The sequence below is a fragment of the Stenotrophomonas sp. 220_Sma genome (assembly GCF_056487375.1).
In genome coordinates, this window is sequence record NZ_CM151348.1 from 4,684,654 (window position 1) to 4,698,921 (window position 14,268).

The window sequence follows — 14,268 nt, forward strand, 5'->3', positions numbered from 1 at the left end:
GGCTCAATGGAGTGGTAACCATGCCCCACCTTCCAGGCAGCATCTCGAAGCGCGCCTTCTCGGTACTTGCCAAGCTCGGTGAAATTAGTGAAGTTTCCAAGCCATCAACCGAGCTATTGGATCAGGACGAGATCCTCAGCAAGAGCTTCAGCTTTCTTGAGCTTGAAATGCGCGGAATGCGCCTACTTCTGGCCTGCTCGCGTGGCGGGTACAAGCTGGATTGGATAGTAGCCAGGCACTTGGCCTACCGTACATCAGGGCTGTACGACATAGTGACCGTTTCCGCTGAGAACCTTGTGGCGACGGAGAGGCTGGCGCTGATGTCCGCTGGGCTGTCCTACATCATCATAGATCGAGAGATCTTCATTCCAGATCTGAACGTCAATACTGCCGAAAGACCCCCCGACACCCGACCCGGTGCCAAGCTATCGGTCGCAACACAGGCCGTGCTTACCCATGCGCTCAACAGCGGTAAGTGCCGCTATGAGATTTCCGGGACGTTAGCCCAACTCGCAATTCCGCTGAAGCAGCTCAGTTGTGTCAGCCAAGAGATAGTTATTGCCGGAATTGGCGCAGTGGATCGCTTCGGAGCAAGGTCTCATGTCGAGATGGATGAGTGCAGCGTCACTTGGGCGAGAGTAGAGCCGGTGTTGTCGACTCCGATTATCGATGTTCTGCGTGTCCGCACGCGCTCCGTGGCGCGCCTCGGACAGATGCGCATCGCGAGTGAGGCCGCACTCCCTTGGAGGGAGTGCGGCCAGGACGAGCATCCGCGTCATCTCGCAGTACACCAACGTCTTCTGAGGTCAACAAGAAGAAATCTGTCACCTGACGAAGCCGATTCATTCGCCGAAGTTGAGATCTGGAACCGCTGCCCAGCAAGGCTGAGTCCGCATTCCACTCAAGTTGACCCCATCTCGCTCTATCTCTGCAGGCGCCGTCACGCCACGCTAGCCGAACTTGGCCGACTGCGGCAGATCATCAGCGAAAGATGGTAGATGACATACCCGTTCAAAGCTGATCGGAACCCAGCTTGGACTGTCCTCCAGCGCACCACCACCGAAACGGTAGCCTACAGGTTTCAGCGCGTGCGGGCCGGAAGCAGTGCAGCAAGATGCTTGGCAAAGAGCTTGGGCCGGCCAGCGCAGCTGCTCCGCCCTCAGCTGGCCCGTTTGCGCAACCGCGTGGCTTTGAGCATTGCCATAGGGCTGACTGTCGGGAGGCTGGCAATCGAGTTCAGCTGATGCTCCAAGCCGAGAGCTTTGAGCACACAGATCAGGGTGCGCACAGTCGATCCTTGTCCTCCTTCAAGTTGCACCAAGGCTCTGCGGGAGATCCCCGCTTTGTCGGCTAGGTCGGCTTGTGAGATGTTGATTCTGAGGCGGCGCTCCTTGATTCGCTGCCCGAGAGCCTCAGTTATCTCTTCTGGTGACTGGATAGGCGTGTGCTTCATTTGCGCGCAATTCTGCTCACTAGTGCGGAATCTAGTCGAAGTGCGCGGAAAAGCGCGCAATCTATGACCCATCCAAGAAGATGACGCTGGGTGCCGCCGACGCCCCCTCCCCCGCCGTGAGTATTGGTCGGGTTTAGAGTCCGGGGTTGATGATATCGATGTTGACCAGATGTTTCGCGTAGGCGGCCGGTGTCATGCCGCCGATGGCGTCCTTGGGGCGTTCTTCGTTGTATTCTCGGCGCCATCGCTCGATCTCGGTGGGCACTTGCACAGCTCCGTGGCTCTATGCTTGCGAAATGAATGCCTTGGATTCCGTTATGGCAAGCGAGTCAGCCTTTCTCCGTGGATCGCAATTCTGTCGAAGTCGGCTTCGGTCAGCTTGATGAGGCTTGTGGGGAACGTGGCTACGAACCTTGCCTCTTCCTGATCTGCAGAGTCCATACCGGCAGGACTACCGATGTAGATCATTGCTCCCCTATTAGGACCCTTAGAAAGGTAGTGGTGAAAGGTACGAACCCTTAGGGCGTGTGACTGGTCAGACATGATGTCGGCCACGCGCCTGATCCGGAATGGATTCAGAGAGTATTTGCTAAAGCCCATATCCAAGGGCTTTCCTGCATCTGACACCAGGATGAAGTGGCCGTTCGGCTCCTTCGGCTCTCCACTACCCGCATCAAAGAAGGGCTCGAGTCCAAGGTTGTCGTATACGCCACCGTCGTAGAGATGGATCACAGAGCCTGGCTGGGAGTCTACGGTTTCGTGTGCAGGACCGCTCCAGCTCGCTCGACGCTTCCACCTGAATTTGTCCGCCCTGAGGCGAAGCGGACCAAAGCCGCCTGGGAAGGCGGCCGAGACAGCCATTGCGCTGGCCAGGGGGAAGTTGCCCGTCGCTGCGTAACCCGTGAGGTAGTCTCCCAAGTTTGCACGCTTGAACCGGAAGCGGCGTCCGTTCTCAGCGTTGGTCCCGTTGATTGACCAATCAGGTGTCGCGGGAAGATCGCTAAGCTTGTTCTCAATGCCCCACCGACGCCGCAGGGCAGCGGCCAAGAGATTTGAGCGGCTTAATAAGAAGCGGAGATTCGAGATGCTCGACAGTTCGCGGAGGGCATCCCACTGGAGACTGCGTGAAGTGAGCTCATCGCGGAGTGCCGGGTAGATCTCTCCCAGAAATCGCTCTGAAGTCGGCCATTTCATGCCAGAGCGATGCAGCACGAGTCCGGTGACAAGGCTCCCTCCCGACACGCTGGATATCCTAGACACTGACTCCAAACAACCAGCATTTGCCAGCGCCCGCATGACCCCCAAGTGGAAGGTCATTGCTCTGATCCCTCCACCGGAAAGCACTAGATCGATCTGGCGATCTTTCAAGGCTGAACCTCCGCCTGGACAACACGAATGTCATGGCTCCCAACGATGACTTGGATTACCGGAAGGCCTTCTTCGTGCATTCCCATAGCGAGCTCGACCAGCTGCACAAGATCAGCTCGGCTTGGCTCTGGCGGACAGCCGTCTGGGTGGCTGTGCCACTCTCCAACGTATCCAACGATTCCAGCAGTGCGGTTCTGTGCCTCTGCAACGGCCTCTGGCATTCCTGCAACACCGCGCTCGAACGAAGCGGGCGTACCCTTACTGTCAGTTGGCGCCGACAGCGCATCTACAACGACGAGGAGGTTCTGCGTGAAGTCGTGGTAGCCGAGGAGGATACCGCCCGTCTCGTTGGGAAGACTCGTTGTGCGCAGAGCATGCAGGTGTTCGTGTAGGCCTTCATCCATGTAGATGCTGAGGCCATTAGTTGCCTGGTGTATCCGCCTATCAAACAGTGGGACCTCTATCGCTTCCGTTTGGCCACTCACATCTCGCTGCCAGATCAACGCGGCAGCCTGGGGGTCGGCAATATGGGCTGGGATGCTCTCGGCAAACTGACAGGCATGAATCATCACACTGGAGTACGGTAGGACCATTGAGATGTCACGGCACGATGCTCCGCTCCAGAACGCTCCGCGATGGCCCTCAAGATGGACTCTTCCCCAATCGGAATTGATGATGGCGCGGTAGTACTGAGCTTCAATCGTACGCAGGCACCGCTCCTTGGCGACGTCCTCAAGCATCATAACTCCCGACCGACCGTTGGGAGTTACGAACACGCTCACATGCCGTGATCGATCATCCACGACTGCTGACGCCCGCGGGTAGCTCAGGTCCGCAGTTGCATCTACGACTAGGTCTGCACTCCGAAGGGCCTGCTCCAGCTCCGGCAAGGTGCTGGTAAGGACGTCTTCCTCGAGAGGAGTCACAGCCGAACCGTTGCGCGTGACCTCCCTGGCATTTGCGGAGACTGCCAGAACCTTGGGTAGCCCAATCTGTCTATTGAATGCAGTGTGGCGTGACAGATTGTGCGGTCGGACATGATCCTTATCCACTACAGTCCACCGACCCCAGCCAGATCGAACCCATAGGTCCAGCAGAGCACTTCCCAAAGATCCAACGCCGATCAACACGCCTTGCGGCCCCGCATCGCTGAAGCCCGACTGGCTTCGTGCACGTTCAGGGCTGTTCTCCCAAAGAACGGTGACTGGATCAAGCCCGATAGACTCCCATCCTTCCTGCGGCTGATTTCCAACAACACCAACTGAGCTGAAGTATCGACCGTCATGCGGAATAAGGGCACCGAGCATAGTGCCGATCTTCAGTGTCCCACCATCAAGGAAGAAGGCGCGATAGGTGATTCCTTCTACCTCGCCGGTCGACGCACGCTTGATGGGAACAGAGAGCAGCACAAGCGTGCTCGGAACCTCATCCTGGCGAGTGAGTCCGCATGAAGGCGTAGCTGCCTGGATAGCCGCTGTTACAAGCGGAACCAGGTCCGCTCCTCGCCGTGCCAAGAGTTCATTCAGCTGTCCGAGAGTATGCGGATCCCATTCAATCATCCCGCTTTCAATAGGCTCAAGATCTACCTTGACCAGAGTAGCGTGGAGAGATTTGTTGGCAGGCAGTTGATCAACGATGCGCAGTGTCCAGCCATCGCTCTTGCGCGCTGCTGCAGCGATGACGCTGAGCTTTCCCCTTGCCGCCAGTTGATCAAGATCCCAGGGGATCAGCAGTTCATTCCGAGACTCAAAGAACAGCATGTCCAAAGGCTGATCGGCCAGATGCAGCTCGCCCTTAGCATTCTTCTCCATCCACCACTGGATCCGAGCGAGAAATGACGAAGGAGTCCAGGTGCGGGCGACAACCGAGGGCGGCTCGAAATACAAGCAGAGCTGAGCTGGGCCCTGCGACGTTACGCTGTTCTGGTGTGCAAGCCTCGGAAAGTCCTTCCGCATGGACCAAACGACCGTTGCCTTCGCATCGTCCTGAGGCACATGTATGAGCATGCGCTCCCGAAAGCGGAGCCCGTATTCATTGTGGGTTGGCACGCCATGGCATTCGACGTCCACCATTAGGTAGACGGTGTCCAGCTCATCTACCTTGGCGCTACGCATCACCTCGATGAGTTTGAAGTCACGGTGAGCATTGACAGCGGCGATCATCGCGCTTGTACGCGGTGTGACTGCCGCTAGCTCGTCGAGAGCAGTCAATGTATGCGCAAAGTACTCCGAGCTCATGTTCCTGCCCTGGCAGGGCGGGAGGCAACGATAGCCGCAGAGCCAAATGACGACGCTGCTTTCGTCCAGGTGACGCCTGCGGCAGCCACCTCAAAGACAATCGGCTTAGGCTTGTTCGCGTTGGGCTCTTCCATAGTTACGAGGAAGGATCGTCCACCAACCTTCTCAAGATAGGACTCGTAGGTCCTGCGGGCTTGGATGTGGGGTGGTTGGACCCGCTCGTAGGACTCTTTGATGTCGGGCAGCGGTATGCAGCAGGCTACGATGTACGAGTCCTTCTTCCCCTTCATGAGAAGCTCAGCGACCTTCTCGGAGGGAACAGTGTCCTTGTCTCCCTTCTCTTTCCCAAGCGCCTTGTAGCTGCAGTGATGGGGAATGTTGAAGAGATCCCAGGCAAGGCGGTCTTCATTGCCGTGGTACTTCGTAATGTCGACAATTCTCTCCAGGTCGCGGTAGTCGGCATCACCAACTTCCAGGTAGTCGTAGGTGCGGCCGTCTGCCTGGAGCCTCACGTTGAACACCAAGGCTGCCGAGTTTCTGATGATGTCGCCGTCTTCGCAATGGTCGATAAAGGGCGAGTGGCAGAAGAACTCCACGTTGTCTTCTTGCAAGGTAAAACCCGGAACGATAGTGCCAGCATCGACAAACAGGTGATCCCGGGCCGTCGATGCTTCATCACGAGCCTTCAGCTTGGGCTCCAGCCACTCCATCAATTCGGGTGGCTTGGAGAAGACCAGAATACCTTCGCCTTCGAGAAGACGGTGGCGCGCCTCTTGCCTCAGAAGCACGAACTCTTCGCTCAGCTGTTCTTGGGTAGCCTTCTCCACGAGCATCGCTGCAGGGACCCAGAGCTGGTCGATCTTGATCCGACCCTCGCCGTGATAGATCTTTGCATGCTCAAGCCAGAAGAAGTCAGCGCTTCCCTCGATGTGATCGTTGTCTGCGTGGGTGAATGCAACGACATCGAAACTTTCCTTGCCTGCGTCGGCAAGGTCTTTCTTGAGAGTTGCTTTCAGATCAATCTCTGGTGTCGACTCTTCTTCCGCGCACTGTTTGTGACGGAAGTCGAAGAGAATTCGTTTTCCATTATCAAGAATGATCTGCGTCGTGTCCCCGTTACCAACCGGGTAGAAAATCACTTCGTGCTTGGTCGCCATCTCGACATCCCCCTGAAGGTTGGTCCATCAATCTCAGATTGCCGCTCTGCCGTCTCGAGCAATGAGACCGCCTGCAGCCGGCTGTTCTTGTTCAGCCAACTGTCAATTTTGTGATGCACATCAACTTTTTCAAGGGGGCGAGCGGAAACTTCTTTCTTGTTCTGGAAGGAGGGCCTGGGCCCTTTAAAATCAATCACATAACAGGCCATTGAATCGTTCGTCGGCTTGTTTGAAGGAGAGGTATCCCGAGTGAGACACGATCCCATCTGGATCTTCTCGTCCTGGGTCATCCGCGCAACCAGCTCATGTGCCCGGCTGTCTGCCAAGGCACCATCAGTGGCCGCTGGCTCTGCCGCAACAGCCAACGGCAGTCCCAGAGCAATAGCCATCGAAAGTCCCAGCACGCGCTTGCTCAGCGTACGGGACGCTCCAATCTGAAATCTCTTCAAAACCACTCCCTCACCTTGGTTGTCCGCCCAACCCCCGGAAATGACGGATGGTTGAGTCCGACTGTGATATGAGCGATTTAGGGCTAAAGCTCTAGCTGTCTGCTTGATTGGAGAGGCGCAGGCGCTAGTCGAGCCACGTGCCAGTGTTGTTAGCGGGAATTCGTCGCCCTAAGATCGGGCTGCGCCAGTTGGACGACCTCTCGATTCAGCTCGCAACGCAAGCCAAGCAACCGGGCCCGGGGATCGGCCTATCGGATATCCTGCCCAAGGAGAATTATGCGCAAGCTGATAGTTCCACCAGCACTCAAAGAAGAGTTCAGTACGGTTGAGGCACTCTGGCAGTGCAATGGCAGTACTCGCAGGGTAGACGCGTTGGTAGTGAGCTGGGTGAAGTACGAAAAGCAACTACGGCGGCTCTTCAGCTTCTTCGTTTTTCAGCATCCCGCGATCACTGAGAAGACTCTGGACGCGGTTATCGAGGCGTTTGTCGCTAACAGGAACTTGAATCCAGAGACCTTCATTTCTGGAATCAAAGCGCTTGGCGTAACGCCGATACCGAAGCTACTAGGTTCTTCGCATGCTCCCCTGTGGAAAGAGATCAAGCGAATAAAGATCTATCGCAACAAGATCATGCACGGACAACAGACTGGCCAAGGAATTCAGTCTGCTCAGCTGGAGAAGGACGTCATACACATCATCAACTGGATGTCTGCGCTAGCAGAGGCATCGAACTCCGCGTACGGATATGACGGACTCAGGCGGGGCGCATATCGGATAGCGAAGGCAAGTGCCGACGTCCCTGTTCAGCGATATCCTTTTAGCAACCCTGCGGAGCTCAAGAGCTGGCTCTCACGGCTCAAGGCGGATGCCAATGGCTGAAACCCAATTCGCTGCGCCGAGAGCCTGACTACAGTTGGCCTAGCTTAGAGGGCGTACAGATCGGCGGTGTACCAGCTCCACGGGGATTACGATCTTCCGTGCCGCTCATTTGTCACCGCGCATTCTCGCTTGCAACGACTGGAAGGCCCACTTGGCCTGTTCCCGCATGTCCTAGCGCAGGGTCGTCAGGGAAAGGGTGTCAGTTGCAGCTGCCGGGATGTCATCGAAGCCGGTGACGGAGACGTCGCCGGGAACAGTCAGACCGAGTCCCCCTTGCTTCACCAAGAGTCCCCTGGACCCGTACCAGAGGGCTCACACCCGTGCGTACCACTAGGCTCACGCGATAGACAGCCGTCCGCCTAAGGAGCAAGGTGGGCATAAGCTCCTATGGCGGAGGCAGCGGGTGAGCCCATTAGCCTGATCGCAGGGTCTCCTCCAAAGAGCGGATTGAGGTTCGCACGGTGAATCCATGCGTCCGCCTGTGCTGGGTTTGCAAAGATGGTATGCAGGCTTCGGTAGATCGAGATAATGATGCCAATGCGAAGCAGGAGATCTGGGCCGGCCGGTCCTTTCAGATCTTCGGGCACAGGCAGAGCAGGCACAGCGAGGATCTGACACTGTTCCTCCTCAGTCAGTGCCCATGCCACTGCGATCTTTCTGTAGACCCTAAGAACAGCTACTTCAAGGTCCGCTGGCCGGCTGCTGGACCCTTGGTGCATCGACGTCAGACATGTTGGACTGTTCGAATGGTAGCGCTAGATGGAAGCACTTCTATCGACAGCTCGCAAAATCACAATGATTGGCGCCCGGAAATTCAGCCAGTATGTGGCGCAAAAGGATCGAACTCGGGGGCGTGGGCAAACGCACCTCGAGGGCATCTAATCATCACACCCCAGCGGCCTGACAGGTGCACGCACCAGATCCAGGCGGTGTGTGCCATCGCGAGGTTCAACCTAGCAAGAGAGCGTCATGACGCTCGGCTACTCACACTTCGACGTTTCAACTATTCGTCTACATCCGGGCCATAGCCATGCCAAGCGGGCAGCCTAATTGGATTGAGTTCGACACCGATCTTCATACCCTTGAGCAAATCGAAGAACTTCTTCTGAAGATCCCCTTGACCATTATCGAGATGAACGGCAAGCATCAAACTGCAGTACAACGCTCTTGCCGCTAACGCTTCGGCTTTTATCAGAAGCGAACGTTCAACGCTAGTTGCACCGGTATGCACAATGCTTGATCGAGCATCGTAGATATTTCCAAGATCCACATGGACGCGCCTCCGGTCCTTGCCCTTGAAGCAAAGTAGTGACGCGTAGTCAGCCAGTGTAACCTTGATGGGTGCGTGCTTATCGCGAGAGAAGATTGCCTCCATTGATATGACAAAGAAAATGAATCGCGCCACGCTATCTTTCTCGTTCACGGCTCGACCAAAGAATTCCAGCGCATTCCTAAGCTGTGCATTCAAGGTTTTCTCCTCACCCGAGGAGAGCAGCTTGAGGGCAATTGGTACGTCCGGACGCCTCATTACCTGAACAAGCTTTCTCTCTAGCGAAATGGACACAGTCAACGGGCGCATTGTCATAACCCGATCAAGCCACCCCGTACGCTTGTTGATCAGGAACAAGTAGTTTGGTGTGACTTCCTTCCCCAGCGCTGGCTTCTTTACGCCAAAAACTCGACCAAGCAATTCAATCAACCCGATCACTCGGCGAGCAGATGCACGTGTCTGGTGACGCAGGGAATCCGACGAGCCATGGGTTGGCAGGAACAACAAAGGAGTGCTGCTCAGTGCTTGGTCAGTCTGCCGTTGCTGATGTTCGAACAAGTCGTCCGGTACAGCTTTGGAGTCAAAGACCTGGATGCGCTTGTTTAGCGCCGCGCTTGTGACTGCAGGTGGCACCAGTGTGAATGGACCAACTTGGAATGGACGAAAAAATGCCCTCTGCCTCTTCGAGGCGAAAGCCATTGGCTGAAAGAACCCCAGAGGGACGACGGCAATGTAGTCGAGATGCTGCGCCGTTTGTTTCAGTGCAGCATCAAGCCGCGTTGCAAACGAACGGGCATCGTCGAGATCGCCAGAATTCAGCACTGCATAGACTAATTCGAGCGCGTGTTCCCAACCTATGTGACTACGTGTGTACTCCGATTTATAGAAGGCATTCCACAATTTCTGGTTCGCGTAGATGAGCTTGGCTTTCTCATCCTCATCCAACTCATCTCTCTTTTGCAGCGCCTTCAACTGGGGCAGAACGGATCTCATGACCCGCTCAACCGCACCTATGTCGATTCCAGGCATTGTACTCAGTGACATGTTGGCTACGCGTCCGTGTGGTCAGATGGTGCGGATGAGTTCTTAGACCTCCACTATAGCGTCTCCGTGCTTTTGCGATGCCGCTCCAGGAGATGGCAAGGGAGATGGTCGGCGGCGACTCCCCATTTGAAGCAAAGTCACTAGCAGCTGCAGGTGACCGTTCGCTCTTCCTAAGGTGGTCTTCTGCCTGATGGCTGCGCACCACAGCATCTAAGCTGGCTACCCAGCGGTGCGCATTGATGCGCCGGAGAGATCGCTCGGCCAGAGAGAGGACTCCTCGGCCGCAAAGTGGCGCCGTCGCTCGCTCGGCGAACGTGGGGGCTACTCTGGGTCTGAATGATCAGGAGTATTGACTGCAAGACCAAGCAGTTCACTGTCCTCGTCACTCATCGGATTCTTGATTGCATCCTCGACCCGGCGTGCGCACCAGTCGTAGAACGCCGGGTGCTCAATCATGAGCCGCGCTTGACCGATCTCGTTGAGCCTAACTTGGTAGCGATAACGAACAGGCCCTATGGTAAGAGTCGAGTAGAAGGACGCCGGCGCGAGCGAGTCCCGATCTCCTGTGATAGCAAGTCCACCGTGGGCGGCGTACGGCATCTCGGGGAGATGAATTCGCAGCCGCTCAAATGCGACATCCGCATCAACCGTCAAAAGGATGAAGTTGTCGTCATTCGCTCCGATGGCAAAGCCTGCAACATCTTCAAATGATGGCGCGCTCATCTCCGCAAGATGACAGCACATCAGCTTCGCAAAGTATCTGAAAACGTCCAGATACAGAGGTCCGTCTTGTATGAATCGTGGATCTTTAAAGACATCGGCAGGATTCGAGCCGAGCGCCATAAGCTCTAGAGCTCGCGCGTTGAACTGGTCGAATGCCAGATCGGCCGGCTGAGTCCTTGAGTTGTTGCAAACTTCGCAGACACGGGCGGAGAAATGGAGCGCTTTGGAGCTTGGACTTTGTGCGAAGCGATAAGGGCCACCGTGTTTGGCGATCACCATTCCCTGCTTGCCAAACACGGCTCTGAGAGCGGATGCCTTGATCTTGTGCTCACCGGAAAGCGCGTCCTTCGATCCACACAAGCAGCATTCTGAAGTAAGCGGTGGAGCGAAAGTTTCCATCTCTTTGCTCTTAGGACAAGGTCGGAGGGAGGGCGCTACATCACACCAGTGCCTCAGAATACACCTGGTGGAGATATCGGGTCTCGGCGGCGTTCATGATCATCAGTCCAGCGCGGGCTAGAACATTGCCGCGTCGTCTGTGGATAGGAGATGGATACCCATTTTTGGCGACGGCCCAAACATGTCTCCTGGCTCGGAAGTGCTCACCCGTTGTGACTCAGCGCATGCTCTGAGTACCGCTTCCGCCTGGCCCGACGCATTAGCCTACCCAGTTATGCCAAGTTAGATCTGCTGCGGTCTGCGCACAGCCTGATCGGTGCAACGACCATCCTCAACGACTTCCAGTAGGCTTCGGAGCGCACTATGGAGGCCGTCATCGCCTTCAGGATATGGATATCCGAATAGAGGAACCTGAATCCAGAGATGTTCCTGGCCAGAGTGAACGTAGGGGCCGTAGTCGTCGAGCAAAAGGGTATCGCCCAGAGTCGGCGAGGCAAGTCGCAAGTCCTTGGTTTGACCGGACCAGATGATGTATTCCAGATCTGCGAACCACTCGGGCGCGCAACCCTCCCTGACTAGTAGCGTAGCGATGCTACGAAAACGTTGCTCTGGGACCGTCGTGAACATCACCAGACGGTCAAACCGCGCATGGATCTCCTCAAGGAACCGGTAGAGTCCAGGCCTTGGTATCTGGCTGATCGCATTGGAAATGAGGGTGCCCTCAAGGTCCAGTGCCAAGATGGTCGGTCTCATGTGCCACCTATTTATTCTCAGGGTACATCACTCTGTCTGCAGGATCGTGGCGACAGGTCCGATCGCGATACATGTCTGAGTGATTCCGATCCGTCGAGCATTTGCCACCGAAGCCCGAGCCATCTGAAGCCAATGACACCGTGGCGAATCACAGGTCAGGCTAACAGGCAGTGGTTGCGTACGGAACGCCAGACATTGCGATTTTTTCCTGCCAATCATTTTGGCGGCGCACAGGCAGGTACAGCAGGCTGGCATGCGTGGCGGCCTGTGGCGGTACCTCCTCGCGGCAGCTGCCGCAGACGATCAGGGCGTTGTCGGGCAGCGGCAATGCGCAGCGCAGGCAGGCGCGGCCGGCCCAGGGCAGTCCGGCCAGGCAGGCATCGCAGAGATCGAGTCCATCGTGGCCCGGGTCGTTGCAGACCAGGCAGCGGAGCGGTAGCAGCACACGAAGTGCGGCCTGCACGTGGCGGACTGGGTTGAAGAAGGCAGACATGCACTTCAGCATGTCGCCGCCGTCAGCGCGTTGCCATCGGGGGCGCCCTCAACGACCCGTAGGCATTTTCATCGCCCACATTCTGCCCTGATCACTTCACCGCGTTGCCGCAGGCTTCGCATCCACCCGAGTGCGATACACCATGTACGGCGTCTGCCGGCGATCCACGCCGCCATTGAATCCGGCCTGCCGATGCAGCTGGTTGGCGGTGAAGTACAGGTAGCCACCCGGCCCCATCGACAAGGTATCCGGCCACAGGATGCGCGGGTCGTGCACCACAGTCGTCCAGCGCCCCTGGGCATCGCGGGCATGGATGGCGTTGTGCTCGTAGTCGCCCGCATACAGCCGGCCGTTGGCGTCCATCTCCATACCATCGGACGCGCCCTTGTCGCCGAGGTCGACCACGGCCGCAGCCAGCGCCGCCTCACTTACCTTGGGGTCGCGCAGCAAGGCGGTGGGCACGCTGTACAGATGGCGACTGGACAACGGGGTATAGAACAGCGTCGCGCCATCCGGCGACAACGCAATGCCATCGGCAGCCACGGTGAACGGCTGCGTGGAACCATCCGCGTTACGCAGCCGCATCTGTTGTCCTTCCACGATCGGTACGAATGCCGGATCCGCCGATGTGGACACATGACCGATCAGGCGCTTGGACGCGGCGCCGGTAGCGAGGTCGATCACGATGATGCCGCCGATGCCGCTCAGCGACGAGTCGGTCACGTAGGCCACGCCCTCGCGACCGACACGGAAATCGAAGCGCACATCGTTGACGTAGGTGCGCGCGTCGATGACGTTGGCCGGGAACACCAGCGTTCTGGCCACGGTATTGGTGGCCAGATCGATCGCCACCAGCTTGGCGCCGCCGGCCTGTGGTGCAGAGAACCCGGGCGCGGCGGGGTCCAGCACCCACAACCGACCCTGGCCATCGGCCACCACACTCTGCACGCTGATGAAGTGGGCCGCCGGATCGGGACCGTCCTTGCGGTTGATGTGCGCATCCGGATAGGGCACGGCGCGGCCGTCGCGCCATTCGGCCACGCTGTAAGGCACCTCATCGCCCCAGCGCGGGAAGTTGACAAAGATCCTCCCGGTCTCGGACACCGCCACGCTGGTGGGCATGGCGCCCTCGAAACGCGCCACCGGCTCGATGATGCCGATGCTGCGATCGCTGGGCAGCACAGGCGTTCCTGCCAGCGCCAGCGCGGGGGAACTGGCCAGGGCCAGCACGGCAGCCGCCAGGCGGCGGATACGGCAGTTGATCATGGTTGCTCTCGATGCAGGTCCGGGTGCAGCCCCGGCGTGGGTGCATCTTCAGCGGCGCACCTGGCATCAGGTAGACGGCGCAAGGGGAAATCAGCTTCACTGCAGGAGTGAAGATGGAAGGAAGGAAAAATATTTCGAAAATTATTATGAAAAATAAAGAAGAGCTAAAATCGTTGATTGATACATTGACCTCCTCAGAGGACTATGAAGGAAATTACGGATACCGCATAACAGACACGAGGGCGATGTTATGCAATGTTGATGAGTCACATCGCCAGCAGGCTCCAGCTGACTACCTGGAATTTCTCACCGAGTTTGGTTTCGGGGAGTTAGACGCGGCATTTCATCTTGATGATGGTCCGGAGAAATATTCGACTATATTCGGCCGGGAAATTGAGGGCCATGAATGTATCTACGTATTCGGCGGAAACTCTAGCGATGTTTTATATGCTTTCGACGCAAAAAATAATTGGCAAGTTGTAGAGGTTAGTTCCGAATTGGATGGGGTAGATGTGCTGGCATCAAGCTTTTCTGACTTTATCCTGGAACAGCTGAAGTACATTAATTCTCTAGTTGAGCGGCGTGCGGCGGGCTGATTGTTAGCGTTGCACTTTAATTTAATAGGTGCGGAAGACGTAGGCCCTGCACTGGAAACAACCAATCCGATTGCTGCGAGTGGTAGTCGTGCCATTGATAAAGCGCAAAGTTAGGAAATTGGTGTATGTGAAATCTACGAAAATACTCCACATGCTGATCGTCAATGCTGGGCGATACCTG

The 14,268-nt window shown here is 56.8% G+C and carries 12 protein-coding genes and 2 pseudogenes; 3 read left to right on the top strand and 11 right to left on the bottom strand.

Annotation, left to right across the window (positions count from 1 at the left end; genetic code table 11):
- Positions 1–20: 20 nt before the first annotated feature.
- Positions 21–998: a hypothetical protein gene (locus tag ACZLIB_RS21780; protein WP_478468719.1), complete on the top strand. Its 978-nt coding sequence runs from the start codon at positions 21–23 to the stop codon at positions 996–998.
- A 161-nt stretch (positions 999–1,159) separates the two neighbouring features.
- On the opposite strand, the gene ACZLIB_RS21785 is transcribed toward ACZLIB_RS21780, so the two are convergent.
- From ACZLIB_RS21785 to ACZLIB_RS21810, 6 genes and pseudogenes are all read right to left on the bottom strand, one after another.
- The gene (locus ACZLIB_RS21785; RefSeq protein ID WP_197650786.1) at positions 1,160–1,453 is read right to left on the bottom strand and encodes a helix-turn-helix domain-containing protein; all 294 of its coding nucleotides are present in this window, start codon (positions 1,451–1,453) and stop codon (positions 1,160–1,162) included.
- A 133-nt stretch (positions 1,454–1,586) separates the two neighbouring features.
- A pseudogene (locus ACZLIB_RS21790) lies at positions 1,587–1,712 on the bottom strand (integrase core domain-containing protein); the annotation flags it as partial.
- 56 nt (positions 1,713–1,768) lie between these two features.
- The gene (locus ACZLIB_RS21795; RefSeq protein ID WP_197650785.1) at positions 1,769–2,770 is read right to left on the bottom strand and encodes a patatin-like phospholipase family protein; all 1,002 of its coding nucleotides are present in this window, start codon (positions 2,768–2,770) and stop codon (positions 1,769–1,771) included.
- 47 nt (positions 2,771–2,817) lie between these two features.
- Complete coding sequence (locus ACZLIB_RS21800) at positions 2,818–5,058, bottom strand: ThiF family adenylyltransferase (protein WP_478468720.1); 2,241 nt, start codon at positions 5,056–5,058, stop codon at positions 2,818–2,820.
- Positions 5,055–6,215, bottom strand: a complete 1,161-nt coding sequence (locus tag ACZLIB_RS21805; RefSeq protein ID WP_478468721.1) for a ComEC/Rec2 family competence protein — start codon at positions 6,213–6,215, stop codon at positions 5,055–5,057. The genes ACZLIB_RS21800 and ACZLIB_RS21805 overlap by 4 nt, the downstream gene beginning before the upstream one ends.
- A complete protein-coding gene (locus ACZLIB_RS21810; RefSeq protein WP_478468722.1) occupies positions 6,194–6,604 on the bottom strand; it encodes a hypothetical protein in 411 nt (136 codons plus the stop codon). The genes ACZLIB_RS21805 and ACZLIB_RS21810 overlap by 22 nt, the downstream gene beginning before the upstream one ends.
- 336 nt (positions 6,605–6,940) lie before the next feature.
- Between ACZLIB_RS21810 and ACZLIB_RS21815 the strand changes: the two genes are divergently transcribed.
- Positions 6,941–7,543, top strand: a complete 603-nt coding sequence (locus tag ACZLIB_RS21815) for a hypothetical protein (RefSeq protein WP_197650781.1) — start codon at positions 6,941–6,943, stop codon at positions 7,541–7,543.
- Between the two features lie 1,003 nt (positions 7,544–8,546).
- On the opposite strand, the gene ACZLIB_RS21820 is transcribed toward ACZLIB_RS21815, so the two are convergent.
- From ACZLIB_RS21820 to ACZLIB_RS21840, 5 genes and pseudogenes are all read right to left on the bottom strand, one after another.
- Positions 8,547–9,806 (bottom strand): HEPN domain-containing protein, encoded by a 1,260-nt coding sequence (locus tag ACZLIB_RS21820; protein ID WP_197650779.1) that lies wholly within the window; start codon positions 9,804–9,806, stop codon positions 8,547–8,549.
- A gap of 372 nt (positions 9,807–10,178) precedes the next feature.
- On the bottom strand, positions 10,179–10,979 hold the full coding sequence (locus tag ACZLIB_RS21825) for a hypothetical protein (RefSeq protein WP_478468723.1): 801 nt from the start codon (positions 10,977–10,979) through the stop codon (positions 10,179–10,181).
- 282 nt (positions 10,980–11,261) lie between these two features.
- The gene (locus ACZLIB_RS21830) at positions 11,262–11,732 is read right to left on the bottom strand and encodes an NIF family HAD-type phosphatase (RefSeq protein ID WP_478468724.1); all 471 of its coding nucleotides are present in this window, start codon (positions 11,730–11,732) and stop codon (positions 11,262–11,264) included.
- Positions 11,733–11,964: 232 nt separating this feature from the next.
- Positions 11,965–12,225: pseudogene (locus ACZLIB_RS21835) on the bottom strand (double zinc ribbon domain-containing protein); the annotation flags it as partial.
- A gap of 96 nt (positions 12,226–12,321) precedes the next feature.
- Positions 12,322–13,491: an L-dopachrome tautomerase-related protein gene (locus ACZLIB_RS21840; protein ID WP_478468725.1), complete on the bottom strand. Its 1,170-nt coding sequence runs from the start codon at positions 13,489–13,491 to the stop codon at positions 12,322–12,324.
- Positions 13,492–13,604: 113 nt separating this feature from the next.
- Between ACZLIB_RS21840 and ACZLIB_RS21845 the strand changes: the two genes are divergently transcribed.
- Entirely contained in the window at positions 13,605–14,087 is a 483-nt protein-coding gene (locus ACZLIB_RS21845) for an SMI1/KNR4 family protein (RefSeq protein ID WP_478468726.1), read from the top strand.
- Positions 14,088–14,268: the final 181 nt, after the last annotated feature.

Excerpts from the sequence above, each read along its gene's own strand:
- ACZLIB_RS21800 (WP_478468720.1), bottom strand. The coding sequence starts at position 5,058 with ATGAGCTCGGAGTACTTTGCGCATACATTGACTGCTCTCGACGAGCTA.
- ACZLIB_RS21815 (WP_197650781.1), top strand. The coding sequence starts at position 6,941 with ATGCGCAAGCTGATAGTTCCACCAGCACTCAAAGAAGAGTTCAGTACG.
- ACZLIB_RS21825 (WP_478468723.1), bottom strand. The coding sequence starts at position 10,979 with ATGGAAACTTTCGCTCCACCGCTTACTTCAGAATGCTGCTTGTGTGGA.
- ACZLIB_RS21780 (WP_478468719.1), top strand. The coding sequence starts at position 21 with ATGCCCCACCTTCCAGGCAGCATCTCGAAGCGCGCCTTCTCGGTACTT.
- ACZLIB_RS21805 (WP_478468721.1), bottom strand. The coding sequence starts at position 6,215 with ATGGCGACCAAGCACGAAGTGATTTTCTACCCGGTTGGTAACGGGGAC.
- ACZLIB_RS21840 (WP_478468725.1), bottom strand. The coding sequence starts at position 13,491 with ATGATCAACTGCCGTATCCGCCGCCTGGCGGCTGCCGTGCTGGCCCTG.
- ACZLIB_RS21845 (WP_478468726.1), top strand. The coding sequence starts at position 13,605 with ATGGAAGGAAGGAAAAATATTTCGAAAATTATTATGAAAAATAAAGAA.
- ACZLIB_RS21820 (WP_197650779.1), bottom strand. The coding sequence starts at position 9,806 with ATGAGATCCGTTCTGCCCCAGTTGAAGGCGCTGCAAAAGAGAGATGAG.
- ACZLIB_RS21795 (WP_197650785.1), bottom strand. The coding sequence starts at position 2,770 with ATGACCTTCCACTTGGGGGTCATGCGGGCGCTGGCAAATGCTGGTTGT.
- ACZLIB_RS21785 (WP_197650786.1), bottom strand. The coding sequence starts at position 1,453 with ATGAAGCACACGCCTATCCAGTCACCAGAAGAGATAACTGAGGCTCTC.
- ACZLIB_RS21830 (WP_478468724.1), bottom strand. The coding sequence starts at position 11,732 with ATGAGACCGACCATCTTGGCACTGGACCTTGAGGGCACCCTCATTTCC.
- ACZLIB_RS21810 (WP_478468722.1), bottom strand. The coding sequence starts at position 6,604 with ATGGCTATTGCTCTGGGACTGCCGTTGGCTGTTGCGGCAGAGCCAGCG.